This is a genomic window from Pseudoalteromonas arctica A 37-1-2, from assembly GCF_000238395.3.
Lineage (GTDB): Bacteria > Pseudomonadota > Gammaproteobacteria > Enterobacterales > Alteromonadaceae > Pseudoalteromonas > Pseudoalteromonas arctica.
In genome coordinates this window covers 1,753,683-1,769,059 of the sequence record NZ_CP011025.1, presented here as the reverse complement: position 1 = coordinate 1,769,059, position 15,377 = coordinate 1,753,683, and the positions used below count along the sequence as shown (strand labels likewise).

The window sequence follows — 15,377 nt, the reverse complement described above, 5'->3', positions numbered from 1 at the left end:
CCCCTCTTTGCGCCCTTAGTCTCTTTAAGCACAAACAAAATACATGCTATAATCGCGGCCTTTCCAAGTTAACAGCAATCTGTATAAGCGAAATTATTCATGAGCGAAAATAGTCACATTAAAGTCATTGTTGGCATGTCCGGCGGTGTTGATTCTTCTGTATCTGCATATTTATTACAACAACAGGGCTACCAAGTAGAAGGCCTGTTTATGAAGAACTGGGAAGAAGACGACAATGATGAATACTGTGCTGCTGCTGATGACTTAAAAGATGCACAAGCAGTGTGTGATAAGTTAGGCATTGAGCTTCACACTGTTAACTTTGCAGCAGAATACTGGGACAACGTATTTGAGTACTTTTTAGCTGAGTACAAAGCAGGTCGTACACCTAACCCAGATATAATGTGTAACAAAGAAATTAAATTTAAAGCCTTTTTAGAATTTGCTGCTCAAGCACTCGGTGCTGACTTTATTGCAACAGGTCACTATGTTCGCCGTGAGCTTCGCGATGACAAATACGTAATGTGTCGCGGACTTGATAACAATAAAGATCAAAGCTACTTCTTATATACTCTAAGCCATGAACATATTGGCCAAACGTTATTCCCTGTAGGCGATATCGAAAAACCAGAAGTACGCCGCATAGCAGAAGAACAAGACCTAATCACTCACGATAAAAAAGACAGCACAGGTATCTGCTTTATTGGTGAGCGTAAATTTAAAGACTTTTTACAAAAGTTCTTACCAGCACAACCTGGCGTTATCGAAGACACAGACGGTAATAACGTAGGCGAACACGAAGGCTTAATGTACCACACACTTGGACAACGCAAAGGCTTGTTAATTGGTGGAATGAAAGAAGGTTCTGGTGAGCCTTGGTACGTAGTAGATAAAGACCTTGAGCGAAATGTACTTATTGTGGGCCAAGGTAAAGATCACCCTCGCCTATACAGCAACGGTCTTAACGCAAACCAACTTCACTGGGTAGACCGTATTGGCCCTAAAGGCACAACTCGCTGCACAGTAAAAACGCGTTACCGCCAAGAAGACTTAAGCTGTACCCTACTTGTAGGTGAAGACGGCATGGCCCGCGTATTGTTCGACGAGCCACAAAAAGCAGTGACGCCTGGTCAATCTGCCGTATTTTACGCAGAAGATATCTGTTTAGGTGGCGGTATTATTGATTCGGTGATTAAGTAATGAATGAACACCAAGTCATGGCGCTTGCCGCCATGTGCCAGGCTGCTAAACAAGTTCAAAAAATTGCCCAGTACGGCAACAATAACGAACATGATTTAGAAATCTTACTTTCAAGTATTATTCAAATATCTCCGGCATCGCCAGAAGATGTTTACCAAGGTACTGACAACTTACGTGATGGTTACAAAACATTAATGGCGCAGCTAACCGCAGGCGCTCAAAAAGATGTTGAAATTGTAAAGTACGTAGGTGGTTTAATGCAGCTTGAGCGAGCACTAAGTGCAAACGACAAAAGCTTAAACGAATTAGGTAAACGAATTGATGATATTCATCGTCGTTTAGACCACTTTGCTATTACCGACGAGAGCGTTGTTGCCGGTTTAGCAGATATATACTCGTCGGTGCTGAGCCCCCTTGGGCACCGAATACAGGTTTATGGCAAACCCGAGTTATTAAAACAGCAACTCACTCAAAATAAAATCCGTGCGTTATTACTCGCCGGCATTAGAAGTGCAGTATTATGGCGACAAATGGGCGGTAAACGCCGTCACTTTTTCTTTGCAAAAAGAAAAATACTCGCCATTGCTAAAACAAAAATTTAACTATCGTTCAAACTAAAATTTAGGAGTTATTATGGAGCTTTCAGCGTTAACGGCTATCTCTCCAGTGGATGGTCGCTACGGCAGCAAAACCACTGAACTACGCAGTATTTTCAGCGAATTTGGCTTAATCAAATACCGCGTAATTGTTGAAGTGCGTTGGTTGCAAGCGTTAGCTGCAGCAAGCGATATTAAAGAAGTACCTGCATTTAGCGAAGAAGCTAATGCACTTCTAAACGCCATTGTAGATAACTTCAGTGAAGCTGATGCACAACGCGTTAAAGATATAGAACGCACTACAAATCACGATGTTAAAGCGGTTGAATACCTACTAAAAGAAAAAGTAGCCGATAACAGTGAGCTTCATGCAATAAACGAATTTATTCACTTTGCTTGTACTTCAGAAGATATTAACAATCTATCTCATGGTTTAATGCTAAGCGAAGCGCGTAAAAATGTTTTACTTCCTTATTGCGATGAACTTTTAAGCGCAATTAAAGCTAAAGCAATTGAATACAAAACAATCCCAATGATGACTCGTACGCACGGACAACCTGCTACACCATCAACTATGGGTAAAGAGTTTGCTAACGTATATATGCGTTTAAAGCGTCAACGCGGGCAAATTGCACAAGTAGAGATGCTAGGTAAAGTTAACGGTGCTGTAGGTAACTACAACGCACACCTTAGCGCGTACCCTGATTACGACTGGCATACACATGCAGATAAATTTGTATCAAGTTTAGGCTTAACACTAAACCCATTTACTACACAAATTGAACCGCATGACTATATTGCAGAGTTGTTTGACGCAATTGCACGTTTTAACACTATACTGCTCGATTTTGACCGTGACATGTGGGGTTACATTGCCCTTAATCACTTTAAGCAAAAAACAATTGCTGGCGAAATTGGCTCATCAACAATGCCACATAAAGTTAACCCAATTGATTTTGAAAACTCAGAAGGTAACTTAGGTTTAGCAAACGCTATTTTTGCTCATCTTGCACAAAAATTACCAGTTTCTCGCTGGCAGCGTGACCTTACTGATTCAACCGTATTACGTAACTTAGGTGTAGGTATGGGTTATGCAATTATTGCATACCAATCAACACTTAAAGGTGTGAGCAAGCTTGAAGTAAACGAGCAACGTTTAGCTGACGAGCTTGATCAAAACTGGGAATTGCTAGCCGAGCCGATTCAAACAGTTATGCGTAAATATGGTATTGAAAAGCCATACGAAAAACTTAAAGATTTAACACGCGGCAAACGTGTAAATCAAGAAATAATGGCTGACTTCATCGATGGTTTAGACCTTCCTGAGCACGCTAAAGTAGAAATGAAAAAACTAACACCTGCTAATTACATTGGTCGTGCTGTTGAGTTTATTGATGATTTAGTTTAAAAACTAAATTACTCTTTTAAAAAGCGAAAGGATCATCCTTTCGCTTTTTTTTTTAACCCCATTGCACTAACTAGTAGGCATAATGTATGTATCAATTAAAAATAAATAATTTGTCTGAGCAAGAGTTTTTAAGCCATTTTTGGCAAAAAAAGCCGCTTTTAATCAAACAAGGTTTTGCTAATTTTCAAGACCCGCTTGATGCTAATGAACTTGCAGGCCTAGCAATGGAAGAAAGCATAGAGTCACGTATTATCACCAATCATAAAAATGACTGGCAAACGCACCAAGGTCCATTTGAAGACTTTGAGCAGTTAACCGACGATCACTCTACTTTACTCGTTCAAGCAGTTGATCACTGGCATAGCGATGCTGCACAACTGCTAGAACCTTTTAGGTTTATTCCCAACTGGCGCATAGATGATTTAATGATCAGCTATTCAACGCCTAATGGTGGTGTTGGTCCACATTTAGACCAATACGACGTATTTATTATTCAAGGCGAAGGTAAACGTCATTGGCGTGTAGGCTTACCCGACCCAACACTTAAGCAGTTTGCTCAAAACAAAAAATTACTGCAAGTTGAACCTTTTGAAGCCGTAATAGATTGCATATTAGAACCAGGCGATATTTTGTATATTCCACCAGGGTGCCCTCACGAAGGTTACTCTGTAGAAAATGCACTAAATTATTCAGTTGGTTTTAGGGCGCCAAATCAACAAGATTTATTGTCGAGCTTTGCCGATCATATTATTGATACCGAAAGCGGACAAAAACGTTATACCGATCACAACATCACATTAAGAAAATCAAAAGGTGAACTTACAAACCTTGAAGTTGATAAAGTTAAAACACTGATGGCGGCACTTTTAGAAAATGACGATTTATTTAAACAATGGTTAGGCTCAACGCTTAGTCAGCCCAAACATGAAATGGATTTAGCACCAGTAGAACCTCCATTTACACCTGAGCAAATAAGCGATGATTTAAGTGATGAAGAAACTGTGTTTGAGCGTTTAGGTGGCACGCGTGCTATTTATCAGCAACTCGATACCGAAGTGTTATTAAGTGTAAACGGTGAAAATTACGCTATGCCATTAACTGACTTAGCGGCGGTAAAACTACTTACCGATAATACTGAATTTGAAAGTTCAGCATTAAATTTAACAAACCCAAGTTTAGTTTTTACTCAAACTTTTACTACACTTGTTAATGAGGGGCTTTGGTTTAATATAGACCAAGAGTAATAATACCAATTTTATTATAATGGTGAGCATTTTGCAGCGTAAAATATTATTTATACAGGTTAGTTAAAAATTTTAATTTTCACCTGATATTGGCTTAAATAATTTTGCTGTGATTGCTTACTCATTTTAATTGGCTATCAATAGGAGTTTGCAATGGGCTATCTGGTTGATAAGGTTGAGTGGGATATAAAAAAAGATATGCTACAAAAAATTCGAGAGCGAGTTTTTGTTTACGAGTTACATATCCCCAAGCACATCGAATTTGATAGCCTAGATAAAATTGCATTACATGTACTTGTTACAGACGATGCAAACTGCCCTATTGCAACAGGTCGGCTGTGTACAGATGGCTTAATCGGCAGAATAGCTGTATTACCCGAGCACCGTAATCGCAAAGTATATAAATCGCTTCTCAACTTTATTGTTGAATTAGCGTCAAACCAAGGCATTGAAGAAGTTAGCATTAATTGTATTTTAAATGAGGTAGAGCGTTTTAAGCGAAATGGCTTTATTCAGCAAGGAAATGTTTTTATGGAGGCGGGAATTCCTAGACAGCGTATGCAATGCTCTGTTTCAGCATTTAATACAACCCCCTTCACACTTGTCCATTAGATAAAGAAAAGGGCAATAAATAAGCTATCACCCTCTACATTGTTACTTAACCCAAACTGTAGTTACTTTGGTTCATTTGCCCATAGTGGTTCATTATCATACATTTCGTACAAGCCATGTGCTCTATTTATAAGTAAGTTAGCAAAATCTACCTGCGTTTTATCACGCGCGCCTGTACTCATAATTTGATCCGCTTTTAATTGCCACTGCAAAGAAAAATAACGCATTGCATCGCGAGCATCTGTAGCTGCACTTACTTCAGCATGATCTGTAGGTAAGCGCCCTGTTACTACCCAATATGTTTTACCGTTTTGGGCTTTAAATTTCCACATTGCACAAAGTGGTGCTAAAAATCGGCTGTCTTTATCAACTACTGATTTTGGCATAATGCCCTTTTCGGCTAAATGTTTTTGCGCTGCTTGAAAACATTCGCGTTGCCACTGCATTCTTTGCTCATCAGTTATAACTTGCTCTTTTGCTGTTAACGGCTTTTTTTCTTGTTGTTGCATTTTTAATAACCTTTTACTTCTTTTTTAACACTCTAAGGGCTTAGTAAATAAGGTGCAAGTATAAAAAGGTCGTTTGCACCTTAAAGCGCTCTGTTTGCTGTGTTTTTAGCCAAACTATTATTTTATATTGTGATCAAACGAACCTACATCACCCGGAAAAACTACTGGAGACTCAATCCCGTCTTTACTAACAGAGGCTACACCAAAGTAATAATTATCAATCACTACGTTTTTAAGTGTGTACTGTGAAACCTTACCAACGTATTTACTAAACTGCCATTGCGGCTCGCTCGTGTAACGCCAATAAATTTTATAGCCAGCAATATTTTCATCACTGCTTTCTTGCCATGAAAACGACGTATCAGCTGTAACAGCGCCCTTTATTTTAACTTCTTTTGGCGGTGCGGGTGCCCACGCCATAGACGCCATCGTTACCGCATTAAGTGAAGTTAACTTAGCCGTATAATCAAAATCAACACCTTCAATGGTATCACCATACTCAACACCATTTTCAGTGCGTAAATCTTGATGCTGACGATCGTAGTGCTCGTTAGTTTCCATAATACGCACTGCTGCAAAACCTGCATCATTAAATGGACGGTGATGCCCACCACGGCCAAATCTATCTAATCGATATACAAGCATTGTATCTAAATTAGGAATATATCTGTCAGCAATAGTATCTATGTAGCGAGCTAAATTACGACTCGCAGAATCAACTTCACCACCTGTAAAGCGCCGAGTATTAGCTTGCTCTTTTGTTTCTACAACACGGGTACCTTCTGAAAATATACGTGCAGTCGTGTTATTAGTTACCCCATTAATACCGGTAATATTGCCAATCATATCGTTGTTTAAAACGCCATGAACTTGCCAGTTATGCTTTTGTGCATAAGCCGTTAATATTTTACCGCCAAACAAACCTTGCTCTTCGCCCGAAAGCGCCGCGTAAACTACCGAACCATTAAATTTGTATTTACTTAAAACACGAGCTGCTTCTATTACTCCTGCAACGCCCGATGCGTTATCATTTGCCCCAGGAGAGTCGCTAGTAAAGTCCATAACATCACTTACACGTGAATCTATATCACCCGACATCATTACCATGCGATTCGGCTCGCTCGACCCACGTTGAATAGCCACTATGTTAACCACTTCAACAGGATTAGGAATGCGTTTTTCGCCCGATATAGTGTCCTTTACTTCAATAATTTCCAGACAACCACCACACTGCACAGATATTTTTTCAAATTCTTTTTTTATCCAACGCCTAGCCGCACCAATACCTCGCGTATCCGATTTAGTCTCTGAAAGCGTATGGCGAGTACCAAAATCCACCAGCGTTTGAATGTCACTACCGATACGGGTAGCCGACACTTCACTTGCTATATCGTGTAACTTTTGTTGGTCGGTATATTGTAATTGCGTTTCACCATGTGCTGATAATGCAAGTGTGCAAGCGCCTGCAATTGCAGTAAATTTGAGTAACGTTGTTGTGATTTTCAAAGGTGTTTTAAGCATCTATTAGCTCCTAATTATTATAGTGTAACCATTACTTAACTAAGATTTTATGGCAATACATTTGAGGTAGATGTAGAAAGGAGCACGCTAAAGCGCAGTTATAGTAATACTTAGAGAGTTAATTGAGTCGTACAATCAACATAATACCGGTCATAGGAATTAACCCAAACATCCACAGCTTTATTCCTAAAATATATTTTTTAAAGCTCCCTTTATTTATACAAGATCTAACTCTACTTCTATAACCGTTAAAATCACCCAAAATTAAAAACACAATTCCAATTACGATTGCGTAAAATAGAGCACCAATAAGTAAAGGGTTTTGCTTAAAAGTACTGATTATTTTATCTAAGTAGTGAAGGTCAAACGTCATAGCTAAAAGAAAACTATATACAGTAGATATCATGGCTAACAATGCTGCAGCATTGATGGCCGTATTTTTATTTCTTGAGTCTAATTTTTTCATCCACTGAGCACACACAAAATGAACAGCGCAAATAAATGTTCTCATTTTCAATCCTTGAATAACGTCTAAGTAATTAATTGCTAATACAATATTATATTTAGAGGTTAAATTACAAACCTTGTTACACAATAATCTATAAAAAAATGTGTTTTTCGTGGCACACTGTCATTGTGTATATATTAATAGTTTAAGTTATGCGTCAGCTAAAAGAAGATACAATTAAAAGTAACCTTATTGAGTCGCAGCAAAGTGCATACGGCCCCGTATGCGTGTATCAAAATAAAGAATACCGTTGGTTAACGCTTGCACAAAAAGCCAATGAAGACATTACAATTCAGGGCGTTATGAACCTTATACACCCTGAGCAAGTAATAGTACCTGTAAACCAGTGTATGATGTTATTTTTACTTAAACCGGTAGATACACTAAATATATTAAATTTAGGTTTAGGCACTGCAGGGTTTGAGCGAATTATGTATCACTTACAAAGTAATACGCCTTACATAAACACCATCAATACATTTAACACGGTAGAAATAAACCCAAGCATTGCCTTAATTGCTGCCCAGCACTTTAAGTTACCAATTAAGCACAGCACCTATTTACAATGCGCCGAGCAATATATTTCCCAATGCACTGATCACTTTAACGTAATCACTATCGATATTTTTAGTGGTGAATATCACCAGCCTTTTTTAACCAGCGATAGCTTTTGGCAAAATATAAATAGCTGCAGTGAGCAAAATACGCAAGTAATCATTAATTTAAACCCACAAACTGGCCAAGAGCTGCAAATGCTTTTAGTACTTTTAAGGCAACATTTTAAGTGCTTAGCGATAATAGAGTTTAACGAATACAAAAATATAGTGATCATACTAAGCCAGCAAACATTAATGCACATAAACGTTGATGAAATACAAAACTCACCTGTGTTTATAAATTTTGCACCAAACCTTTATAAAAGTATTAACAGCATTTACCACATTGAATAAAACGCGTTACCGTCCAGGTTCATGTTTTTCATAGCACGGTAAGCTTGTTTCTAACTTCTCCCAGTTAGCTTTAGACGTAACAAAATTATGCGATAAAACCTGCTCAGTAATATCGCTATCAAATATTCCTAAACGAATTCGTATTCTGCTTTTGTCATCATTATTGCTACTATAAACTGGCGAGCCACAACATTTACAAAAGTAACGAGTACGCCCTACTTTAAAACTATACTCGCTAAGTAGTGCCTGCCCTTTAGTTATTGTGAAGTCATCTATATTTACAAAGCCATTGGTTGCAAATGCAGTCCCGCTGTTTTTTCTGCACAGTGAACAATGACAATGAATAATAGTAGGGCGTGTTGTTCTTTGGTGGTTGAATTTGCAGCAGTGTGTTTGGTATTTAGGCAAGGCAGAGCCTATGATATGTGGTTGTTCCCCATACATAGGCGATAACGCAGCATAGATGCCAAACATGCGCTGCCCTTTGGGTTCTTTCTAGGGACGATTGACTCTTTGTTGCTCGGTTTTTACTTAGCCCACTAGGTTACAAACCTTGCGCCGCGATTAAATCGCCCCTAGATTGAACAAATTTCAATCCATAAAGATCAACACGCCCTAGTTATACTGCCCGACACTTCAACGCTTACCTCACCGCACAAACACGAACCCGTATACATATAACACCCTAACTATTAAATTATTTTAAACTCAGCTGAAATTTGCTGAGTTGATTTAATGGATAAGTTTACTGGTTAATTTTCTGAATGGAATAATAATTTTTATATCTCCGCAATTCCCACGCCATACCTATTTGTTTAATGATTGACATAAAAACATTAAATTGGTTACATAACCTTTACTTTAAAGTTATAGCCAAAACAATAATTGGTTAACCAAAAAACCTAAACTTACTGAGAGCCAATTATGCATTGTAAACACATGTCACTTTTATGTTTGTTAAGCGCGTTAGCGTCGTGTTCAACCATTTCTAAAAACACGTCAAGCGACTGGCTACTTATTGATGACTTTGAAAATTCACTTAGCAAGTGGCAGAGTGTCGATACCCAAAATGAAACTAAGCCACAGGTTGAAAACCCACAAATAACAGTTATACAACCAGAACAAGCAAACTCATCAACAAATCATTATTTACTAAAAAAGCCTGCGGCTGAGGGCATTGTAGGAAATCGTAAAGCGCTTTCTTATACAAAACTTCCACAAGCGGTTGAAGTTGGTGACACCTACACATTTTATATGCGTATAAACGTGGCTGCTTTTCCTAATAACCATGCTTTTGGATTAAGCAACCTTACGCCAGAGCTAATTAATAAACATGCGTACGATGCGTTTGAGCCTACACTTCGCGTAACCGATAAAACAGAATCAAACGGGCTTGTAAACGATGGCGCATTAATGGTTAAAACCGACAGCGGGTATAGCAACATTCAAAACTACACTACCAAACAATCGGCCAAGCCACTGCAAACAAATACCTGGTACGACGTATGGTATGTTGTTAATAACGCAGCAGCCTCAGAGCAAGGTCAGCAATATGATGTTTACGTAAAAGGTGGTGAATTTAGCAAGCAAACACTGGTGTATAAAAATGCACAATTTAGAATGAAGCGCGAACAACCTCTTATATATTTTTTAGCAAACTGTAATACAGGCCCAATTAAAAAGCCTTACGGAAATGGTGGCCTCAGATATGACGATTTATACATGAGCAAAGGTACAAAGCTAAATAACCCAATGCTATAAAAGTAAGTGAAGTGTTTTTAGGTGTTCTTTTATACATAAGTTTATATTAATAACGCTCTAGCATATTCACAATTAATACCTTACAAACCTGCATTTAAAAATACTTAAATGGTATAATAGCCACCATTATTTGCCATTTAAGTTTTTAAAATGTATCGATTATTTGAAAAAATGACAAAAGCATTTCCTGAGGATCAACCTACTCAGCCGCCTTCGACTTTATTTGCTTTTTGTCGTCACTACACCAAAGGAATGGAACTGTCGTTGGTGCTAATGTCAATCAGCGCCGCCATGCTCGCTATTTTAGAGGTTTCTTTATTTAGCTATATGGGGCAGCTTGTTGATTGGTTAACGGCCTACACACCCGAAACCTTGTTTGTAGAGCAAAAATCAGAACTTATCAAAATGGCTGTCATGCTCTTACTGGTATTGCCCGTAGTCGTATTTTTTCATTCTGCTATTTTGCACCAAGCATTACTGGGCAATTATCCTATGTCGATTCGCTGGTTAGCGCATCGTTATTTACTGCGCCAAAGTGTGAGCTTTTATCAAAATGAGTTTGCAGGAAGAATAGCCACCAAAGTATTACAAACCTCTTTAGCCGTTCGCGAAACAGTGACCAAACTACTCGATGTATTAATGTACATAGTGGTTTATTTTGGCTCAATGGTCTTTTTAGTTGCCGAAGCTGATTGGCGCTTAATGATCCCTTTACTGGTTTGGTTAGTTTTATACATTTGCGTACAGCTTTATTTTGTACCTCGCCTTAAAAAAATTGCCAGCTCACAAGCTGATGCGCGCTCAGAAATGACCGGTCGAATTGTTGATAGCTACACAAATATTTCTACTATTAAATTGTTTTCGTATACCCAGCGTGAAGAGCAATACGCAAAACAAAGCATGGATGTATTTTTGCAGCCTGTGTACAAACAAATGCGCTTGGTAACCAGCCTAAACTTTGTTATTCAAAGCTTAAATTATTTATTAGTATTTTCGGTTACCGCAGTATCACTTTATTTATGGTCGCTTAGTGCAATTAGCGCAGGTGCCATTGCAGTTGCTGTTAGTTTAGCGCTTAGATTAAACGGTATGGCGCAGTGGATCATGTGGGAAATAAGCAGCTTGTTCGAAAACATTGGCACCGTAGCCGATGGTATAAAAACACTGTCTAACCCTATTGAAGTTGCCGATAAACCAAATGCCGATACGCTTAACGTAAGCCAAGGTGCCATTGAGTTTAACAACGTACACTTTAACTACGGCAAAGCAGCAAACGAGACTAATCGAAGCCCAGTAATGAACGGTTTAAACTTAAACATTAAGCCTGGCGAAAAAATTGGTTTAGTCGGCCGCTCTGGTGCAGGTAAATCAACGCTTGTTAACTTATTACTGCGTTTTTACGATACCGACTCAGGAACAATAAAAATTGATGGGCAAAACATCACAGATGTAAGCCAAGAAAGCCTACGCCGCTACATAGCGATGGTTACGCAAGACACTTCCCTGCTTCATCGCTCAGTAAAAGACAACATTTTGTATGGTCGCCCCGATGCAACGCAAGCTGAGATGATCAACGCCACCAAACAAGCTAAAGCACTTGAGTTTATAAACGACTTGGTAGATAGCAAAGGTAACAAAGGCTTTGATGCACAAGTGGGCGAACGCGGTGTTACTCTTTCGGGCGGTCAACGCCAACGTATTGCTATTGCACGTGTGCTACTTAAAAATGCACCAATACTTATACTCGACGAAGCCACCAGCGCACTAGACTCAGAAGTAGAAGCGGCAATTCAGGCAAGTCTTGATGACTTAATGACAGGCAAAACAGTAATCGCGATAGCGCATAGGCTCTCAACCATTGCACAAATGGATAGGTTAATAGTACTTGATGACGGCGGCGTAGTTGAGCAAGGCACTCATGAAGAACTAATCGCTAAGGGTGGAATATACGCAGCTCTATGGACACACCAAACAGGCGGGTTTATAGGCGTCGATTAGCCATTAATATTACCTTACTGTAGACGTGGTTTATATTCTGCTGCTACCTAAACAAAAAAGCGAAGATGCCTTAAAGGCTCTTCGCTTTTTTGTTTAAAGTTATAAATAGAGTTTATAACTTTTTTATAAATTAAGAGGTTAGTCTTAACCCTATCATTATCAGCATAACCACATTAGCAAGCACACCAATTAAAAAGAAGTAACTACGTGGACTTGGGTTTTTCTCCGTTGCTATAGCGTAGTACAGCGCCATGTGAATTAAGCGCGCAATTAAGTACACCCAAATACACATAGCAAAAATCGGGCTTTGATAATTAATTACAAACGCAAATAACACCGTACCTATAAATAATGCACTGTTTTCAAGCGTATTATGAAACGTACGATGCGCTCTAAATATAAAGCTATCGTGCGATAAATCCTCGTCAATTTTACCTGGTACAGCATTTGGCTCTTTAGCTTTGCTAAACGTAGCCACAGCCCACTGTACAAGCAACATAATTAAATAGAGGTAAAATGCCAAATAGGCCGAAAGTGCAACTTCAGTCATTACTAAATCCCTTATTTTGTTTTTTAACTTAGTTTAGAATGCAATTTTAAAGCCTAAATTAATACACTGATATTTAAAGGGTTAATTTAATAAACCTAATTACATATGTAAGTAACTCACGGCGTTGTATAAAATTTACTTGTTATGATTTTAAAAATAACATCAAAACTGAGCTGTATACTGTTGGATTTACTCCGATCTAAAAAGCTTAAACTCTTCAAACGCACAATCCCACAACACAACTTGATTACGACCCAAAGACTTAGCCTCATAAAGTGCTAAATCGGCCTGTTCAATTAACTCAGAAGGTGTTCTGGCTTTAAATTTAATAGACGTAACCCCAAAACTACACGTAACAGGAATATCATCAAATATCGCTTTTTCTACTTTAATACGAATAGCTTCAGCAATACGTATTGCTTGCTCTTGAGTCGTGTTGGGTAAAATAATACAAAATTCCTCGCCACCAAAACGGGCAACGCTATCGCTCGTACGTATATTGGTTTGTAAAAGACTGGCAACGCCACAAAGTACGGTGTCGCCAATGCTATGCCCATAAGTATCGTTAACGCTTTTAAAATGGTCAATATCGACCATTAAAATACAATATTCTTCAATCTGAGGTAAATCCAAAAAGTTGCGATTCATAATCTCAAATAAAATACGGCGGTTATAACAATTGGTTAAAGGGTCTCTCGCGGCCAAATAGTCTAACTCTTCATTACGTTTTTTAGAGGCAATAAAGCTTCGATAAACCAATAAAACAATAGCTAAGCAAGCGGCTAATAAAAATGCGAGCGCAATACTCGCGTATTTGTTTTTTGCAAGCTCTAGCTCTGATATAACCCTAGCTTGGCCAGATATTTCAATTTCATTGTTTTTCTTTTCAAGCTCAAGTTGATGGAGTTTTTCTTTTTCTCTTAACGTTTCCAGCTCTATTTCCATTTTGTGAGAATGCAAATGTGCTTTTTCAAGAGCAAGCTTACTTTCGTCTCTTTCGTATTGAATGATTCCGGTCAGGGCTATTTCTTCTTCCGCGTAACGTAGTGATTCATTTATTCGTCCACGCTGTTTTTCTGCTATTCGAATTTCACGATAAGCGTATAGCATATGTAACTTATCATCTATTTCGGTTGATAAAGCGAGTGACCTTTTTAGTAAAGAAATCGCCTCATTTGTATCAATACCAATTAAAATCCCCGCGAGCGCTGTTAGCGACTTTATCTCATAAAGCTTACTGCCCGTTTCTCTGGCGAACGACAACGACTCTTTGTAATACTCTATAGCCTTGTTTTTATTCCCTTGGGCACGATAAATATTAGCAATAATACGCGCCGTTATAGAAATGTAGGATGTAAGATTTTTGGTTTTATAAGTTACGTAAGCTTTCTGAGCAAATTTCATCGCTGATTCTAAGTCGCCAGACTCATAGTTAATAACAGCCATTTCTCTTAAGGCCGACGCGAGCGTTTTTTCCTCGACCACACCTTTTGGTAAATCAATGGTTATTTGATAGAAAATCTCGGCCTGATCAAACTGCTTTAATCGTGTGTATAGCAGCCCCATTTGATTGGATGTTTTAGCAATCCCAAGCACGTTATTTACTTTTTTATAATATAAATATGCCTCATTTATATGCTTAAGTGATTTTTCATAAAGGTTGATATGTCGATAAATAATACCAGCACCTAATAATGCTTTAGCCAAGCCAACAGGATCGTCAATTTCTTTATGTATTTCTAATGCACGAGTCGAGTAATCAAGGGCTAAAACTAAGTTGTCTAAATAGCGCTGCGCTTCTGCTAGTGTATTTAATGTACGCGCCATCAACTTTAAATCATCTAAATTAGTATATATCTCTAAAGCTTTGGTATAAAAATGAGCCGTTTGCTCTCTATTTTCAAGGCGCTTATACGACTGAGCTAATTTTTTATACGTTTCACCTAACTGTTTTTGTATTTGTACGTCTTTATTTACAAGGTATTTTAAAGCAGATGAATATTGCGTGATCGCGTCATTGTATTTTCTTTGTTCATAAAACGAATCCCCCTTTGTTAGGAGTACTTGTGCTATAAAAAACTTATCGCCATACACAAGCGTTGTTGGTAATAAAGTTTCAATGCGGTTAGCAAGTTCGTCATAACGTTTTTCATCTAATAATATTTTTATATAATTAATAGACGCCTTTATTTGGTTGCGTGAATCATTTAATTTACTGTAATAAGCTGAGGATTGTGAAAAGTGATGAAGCGATTCATTAATATTGTTATTTTTTTTATTCGCTTTACCTAATAAGTTATGTAATTTTGCGCTGAGTAACGTGTCATCAGCACTTTGCGCTTGTAACAACAACGCCTTACTTAGTTCGATACTTGTTATAACGTCAGTATCCATAAGTAATTCGGCTCTTTTTAGCAGCCCTGCATTAGATTCATTGATTAAACTGTATGAGGTGGTTTCTTGCGCGTAAGCGCTACTTAAACTAATAAACAAAGCAAAAAGCAAAGCTTTCACTAACAA

The 15,377-nt window shown here is 38.2% G+C and carries 14 protein-coding genes; 8 read left to right on the top strand and 6 right to left on the bottom strand.

The genetic code is table 11. The features are described 5' to 3' along the window. The first annotated feature begins 99 nt into the window (after positions 1 to 99). From mnmA to PARC_RS07895, 5 genes are all read left to right on the top strand, one after another. Entirely contained in the window at positions 100 to 1,200 is a 1,101-nt protein-coding gene (gene mnmA, locus PARC_RS07915) for a tRNA 2-thiouridine(34) synthase MnmA (protein ID WP_007580201.1), read from the top strand. Next, positions 1,200 to 1,802 carry a high frequency lysogenization protein HflD gene (gene hflD / locus PARC_RS07910; RefSeq protein WP_010552650.1) on the top strand — a complete coding sequence of 201 codons (603 nt, stop codon included), beginning with the start codon at positions 1,200 to 1,202 and terminating at the stop codon, positions 1,800 to 1,802. The genes mnmA and hflD overlap by 1 nt, the downstream gene beginning before the upstream one ends. A 31-nt stretch (positions 1,803 to 1,833) precedes the next feature. Next, on the top strand, positions 1,834 to 3,204 hold the full coding sequence (gene purB, locus PARC_RS07905; RefSeq protein ID WP_010552649.1) for an adenylosuccinate lyase: 1,371 nt from the start codon (positions 1,834 to 1,836) through the stop codon (positions 3,202 to 3,204). 86 nt (positions 3,205 to 3,290) lie between these two features. Beyond that, positions 3,291 to 4,448: a ribosomal protein uL16 3-hydroxylase gene (locus PARC_RS07900; RefSeq protein ID WP_010552648.1), complete on the top strand. Its 1,158-nt coding sequence runs from the start codon at positions 3,291 to 3,293 to the stop codon at positions 4,446 to 4,448. Positions 4,449 to 4,601: 153 nt separating this feature from the next. Next, positions 4,602 to 5,060, top strand: coding sequence for a GNAT family N-acetyltransferase (locus PARC_RS07895; RefSeq protein ID WP_010552647.1), 459 nt, complete (start codon positions 4,602 to 4,604; stop codon positions 5,058 to 5,060). Between the two features lie 62 nt (positions 5,061 to 5,122). Here PARC_RS07895 and PARC_RS07890 read toward each other — a convergent pair whose 3' ends face one another. The 3 genes from PARC_RS07890 to PARC_RS07880 form a co-directional block, all read right to left on the bottom strand. Continuing rightward, a complete protein-coding gene (locus PARC_RS07890) occupies positions 5,123 to 5,569 on the bottom strand; it encodes a DUF4826 family protein (protein ID WP_007580192.1) in 447 nt (148 codons plus the stop codon). Between the two features lie 117 nt (positions 5,570 to 5,686). Continuing rightward, positions 5,687 to 7,090 carry a M28 family peptidase gene (locus tag PARC_RS07885; RefSeq protein ID WP_010552646.1) on the bottom strand — a complete coding sequence of 468 codons (1,404 nt, stop codon included), beginning with the start codon at positions 7,088 to 7,090 and terminating at the stop codon, positions 5,687 to 5,689. A 118-nt stretch (positions 7,091 to 7,208) separates the two neighbouring features. Then, positions 7,209 to 7,601 (bottom strand): hypothetical protein, encoded by a 393-nt coding sequence (locus PARC_RS07880; RefSeq protein ID WP_010552645.1) that lies wholly within the window; start codon positions 7,599 to 7,601, stop codon positions 7,209 to 7,211. Between the two features lie 149 nt (positions 7,602 to 7,750). Between PARC_RS07880 and PARC_RS07875 the strand changes: the two genes are divergently transcribed. Continuing rightward, a complete protein-coding gene (locus PARC_RS07875) occupies positions 7,751 to 8,548 on the top strand; it encodes a class I SAM-dependent methyltransferase (RefSeq protein WP_010552644.1) in 798 nt (265 codons plus the stop codon). A gap of 6 nt (positions 8,549 to 8,554) precedes the next feature. Here the strand turns inward: PARC_RS07875 and PARC_RS07870 are convergent, their stop codons facing one another. Next, on the bottom strand, positions 8,555 to 9,022 hold the full coding sequence (locus tag PARC_RS07870) for a GFA family protein (protein ID WP_010552643.1): 468 nt from the start codon (positions 9,020 to 9,022) through the stop codon (positions 8,555 to 8,557). Between the two features lie 450 nt (positions 9,023 to 9,472). On the opposite strand from PARC_RS07870, the gene PARC_RS07865 reads away from it, so the two are divergent. Both PARC_RS07865 and PARC_RS07860 read left to right on the top strand, forming a co-directional pair. Further along, entirely contained in the window at positions 9,473 to 10,309 is an 837-nt protein-coding gene (locus PARC_RS07865; RefSeq protein WP_033013012.1) for a hypothetical protein, read from the top strand. Between the two features lie 150 nt (positions 10,310 to 10,459). Next, a complete protein-coding gene (locus PARC_RS07860) occupies positions 10,460 to 12,307 on the top strand; it encodes an ABC transporter ATP-binding protein (RefSeq protein ID WP_010552641.1) in 1,848 nt (615 codons plus the stop codon). Between the two features lie 130 nt (positions 12,308 to 12,437). Here PARC_RS07860 and PARC_RS07855 read toward each other — a convergent pair whose 3' ends face one another. Together PARC_RS07855 and PARC_RS07850 are read right to left on the bottom strand one after the other, a co-directional pair. Then, entirely contained in the window at positions 12,438 to 12,857 is a 420-nt protein-coding gene (locus tag PARC_RS07855) for an MAPEG family protein (RefSeq protein ID WP_010552640.1), read from the bottom strand. Positions 12,858 to 13,046: 189 nt separating this feature from the next. After that, positions 13,047 to 15,371, bottom strand: coding sequence for a tetratricopeptide repeat-containing diguanylate cyclase (locus tag PARC_RS07850; protein WP_238142571.1), 2,325 nt, complete (start codon positions 15,369 to 15,371; stop codon positions 13,047 to 13,049). Positions 15,372 to 15,377: the final 6 nt, after the last annotated feature.

Bases quoted from the DNA above. Each gene is read 5' to 3' on its own strand.
- PARC_RS07855 (WP_010552640.1), bottom strand. From the start codon at position 12,857: ATGACTGAAGTTGCACTTTCGGCCTATTTGGCATTTTACCTCTATTTA.
- mnmA (WP_007580201.1), top strand. From the start codon at position 100: ATGAGCGAAAATAGTCACATTAAAGTCATTGTTGGCATGTCCGGCGGT.
- PARC_RS07875 (WP_010552644.1), top strand. From the start codon at position 7,751: ATGCGTCAGCTAAAAGAAGATACAATTAAAAGTAACCTTATTGAGTCG.
- PARC_RS07865 (WP_033013012.1), top strand. From the start codon at position 9,473: ATGCATTGTAAACACATGTCACTTTTATGTTTGTTAAGCGCGTTAGCG.
- PARC_RS07880 (WP_010552645.1), bottom strand. From the start codon at position 7,601: ATGAGAACATTTATTTGCGCTGTTCATTTTGTGTGTGCTCAGTGGATG.
- PARC_RS07900 (WP_010552648.1), top strand. From the start codon at position 3,291: ATGTATCAATTAAAAATAAATAATTTGTCTGAGCAAGAGTTTTTAAGC.
- PARC_RS07860 (WP_010552641.1), top strand. From the start codon at position 10,460: ATGTATCGATTATTTGAAAAAATGACAAAAGCATTTCCTGAGGATCAA.
- PARC_RS07885 (WP_010552646.1), bottom strand. From the start codon at position 7,090: ATGCTTAAAACACCTTTGAAAATCACAACAACGTTACTCAAATTTACT.
- PARC_RS07890 (WP_007580192.1), bottom strand. From the start codon at position 5,569: ATGCAACAACAAGAAAAAAAGCCGTTAACAGCAAAAGAGCAAGTTATA.
- PARC_RS07870 (WP_010552643.1), bottom strand. From the start codon at position 9,022: ATGTTTGGCATCTATGCTGCGTTATCGCCTATGTATGGGGAACAACCA.
- purB (WP_010552649.1), top strand. From the start codon at position 1,834: ATGGAGCTTTCAGCGTTAACGGCTATCTCTCCAGTGGATGGTCGCTAC.
- hflD (WP_010552650.1), top strand. From the start codon at position 1,200: ATGAATGAACACCAAGTCATGGCGCTTGCCGCCATGTGCCAGGCTGCT.
- PARC_RS07895 (WP_010552647.1), top strand. From the start codon at position 4,602: ATGGGCTATCTGGTTGATAAGGTTGAGTGGGATATAAAAAAAGATATG.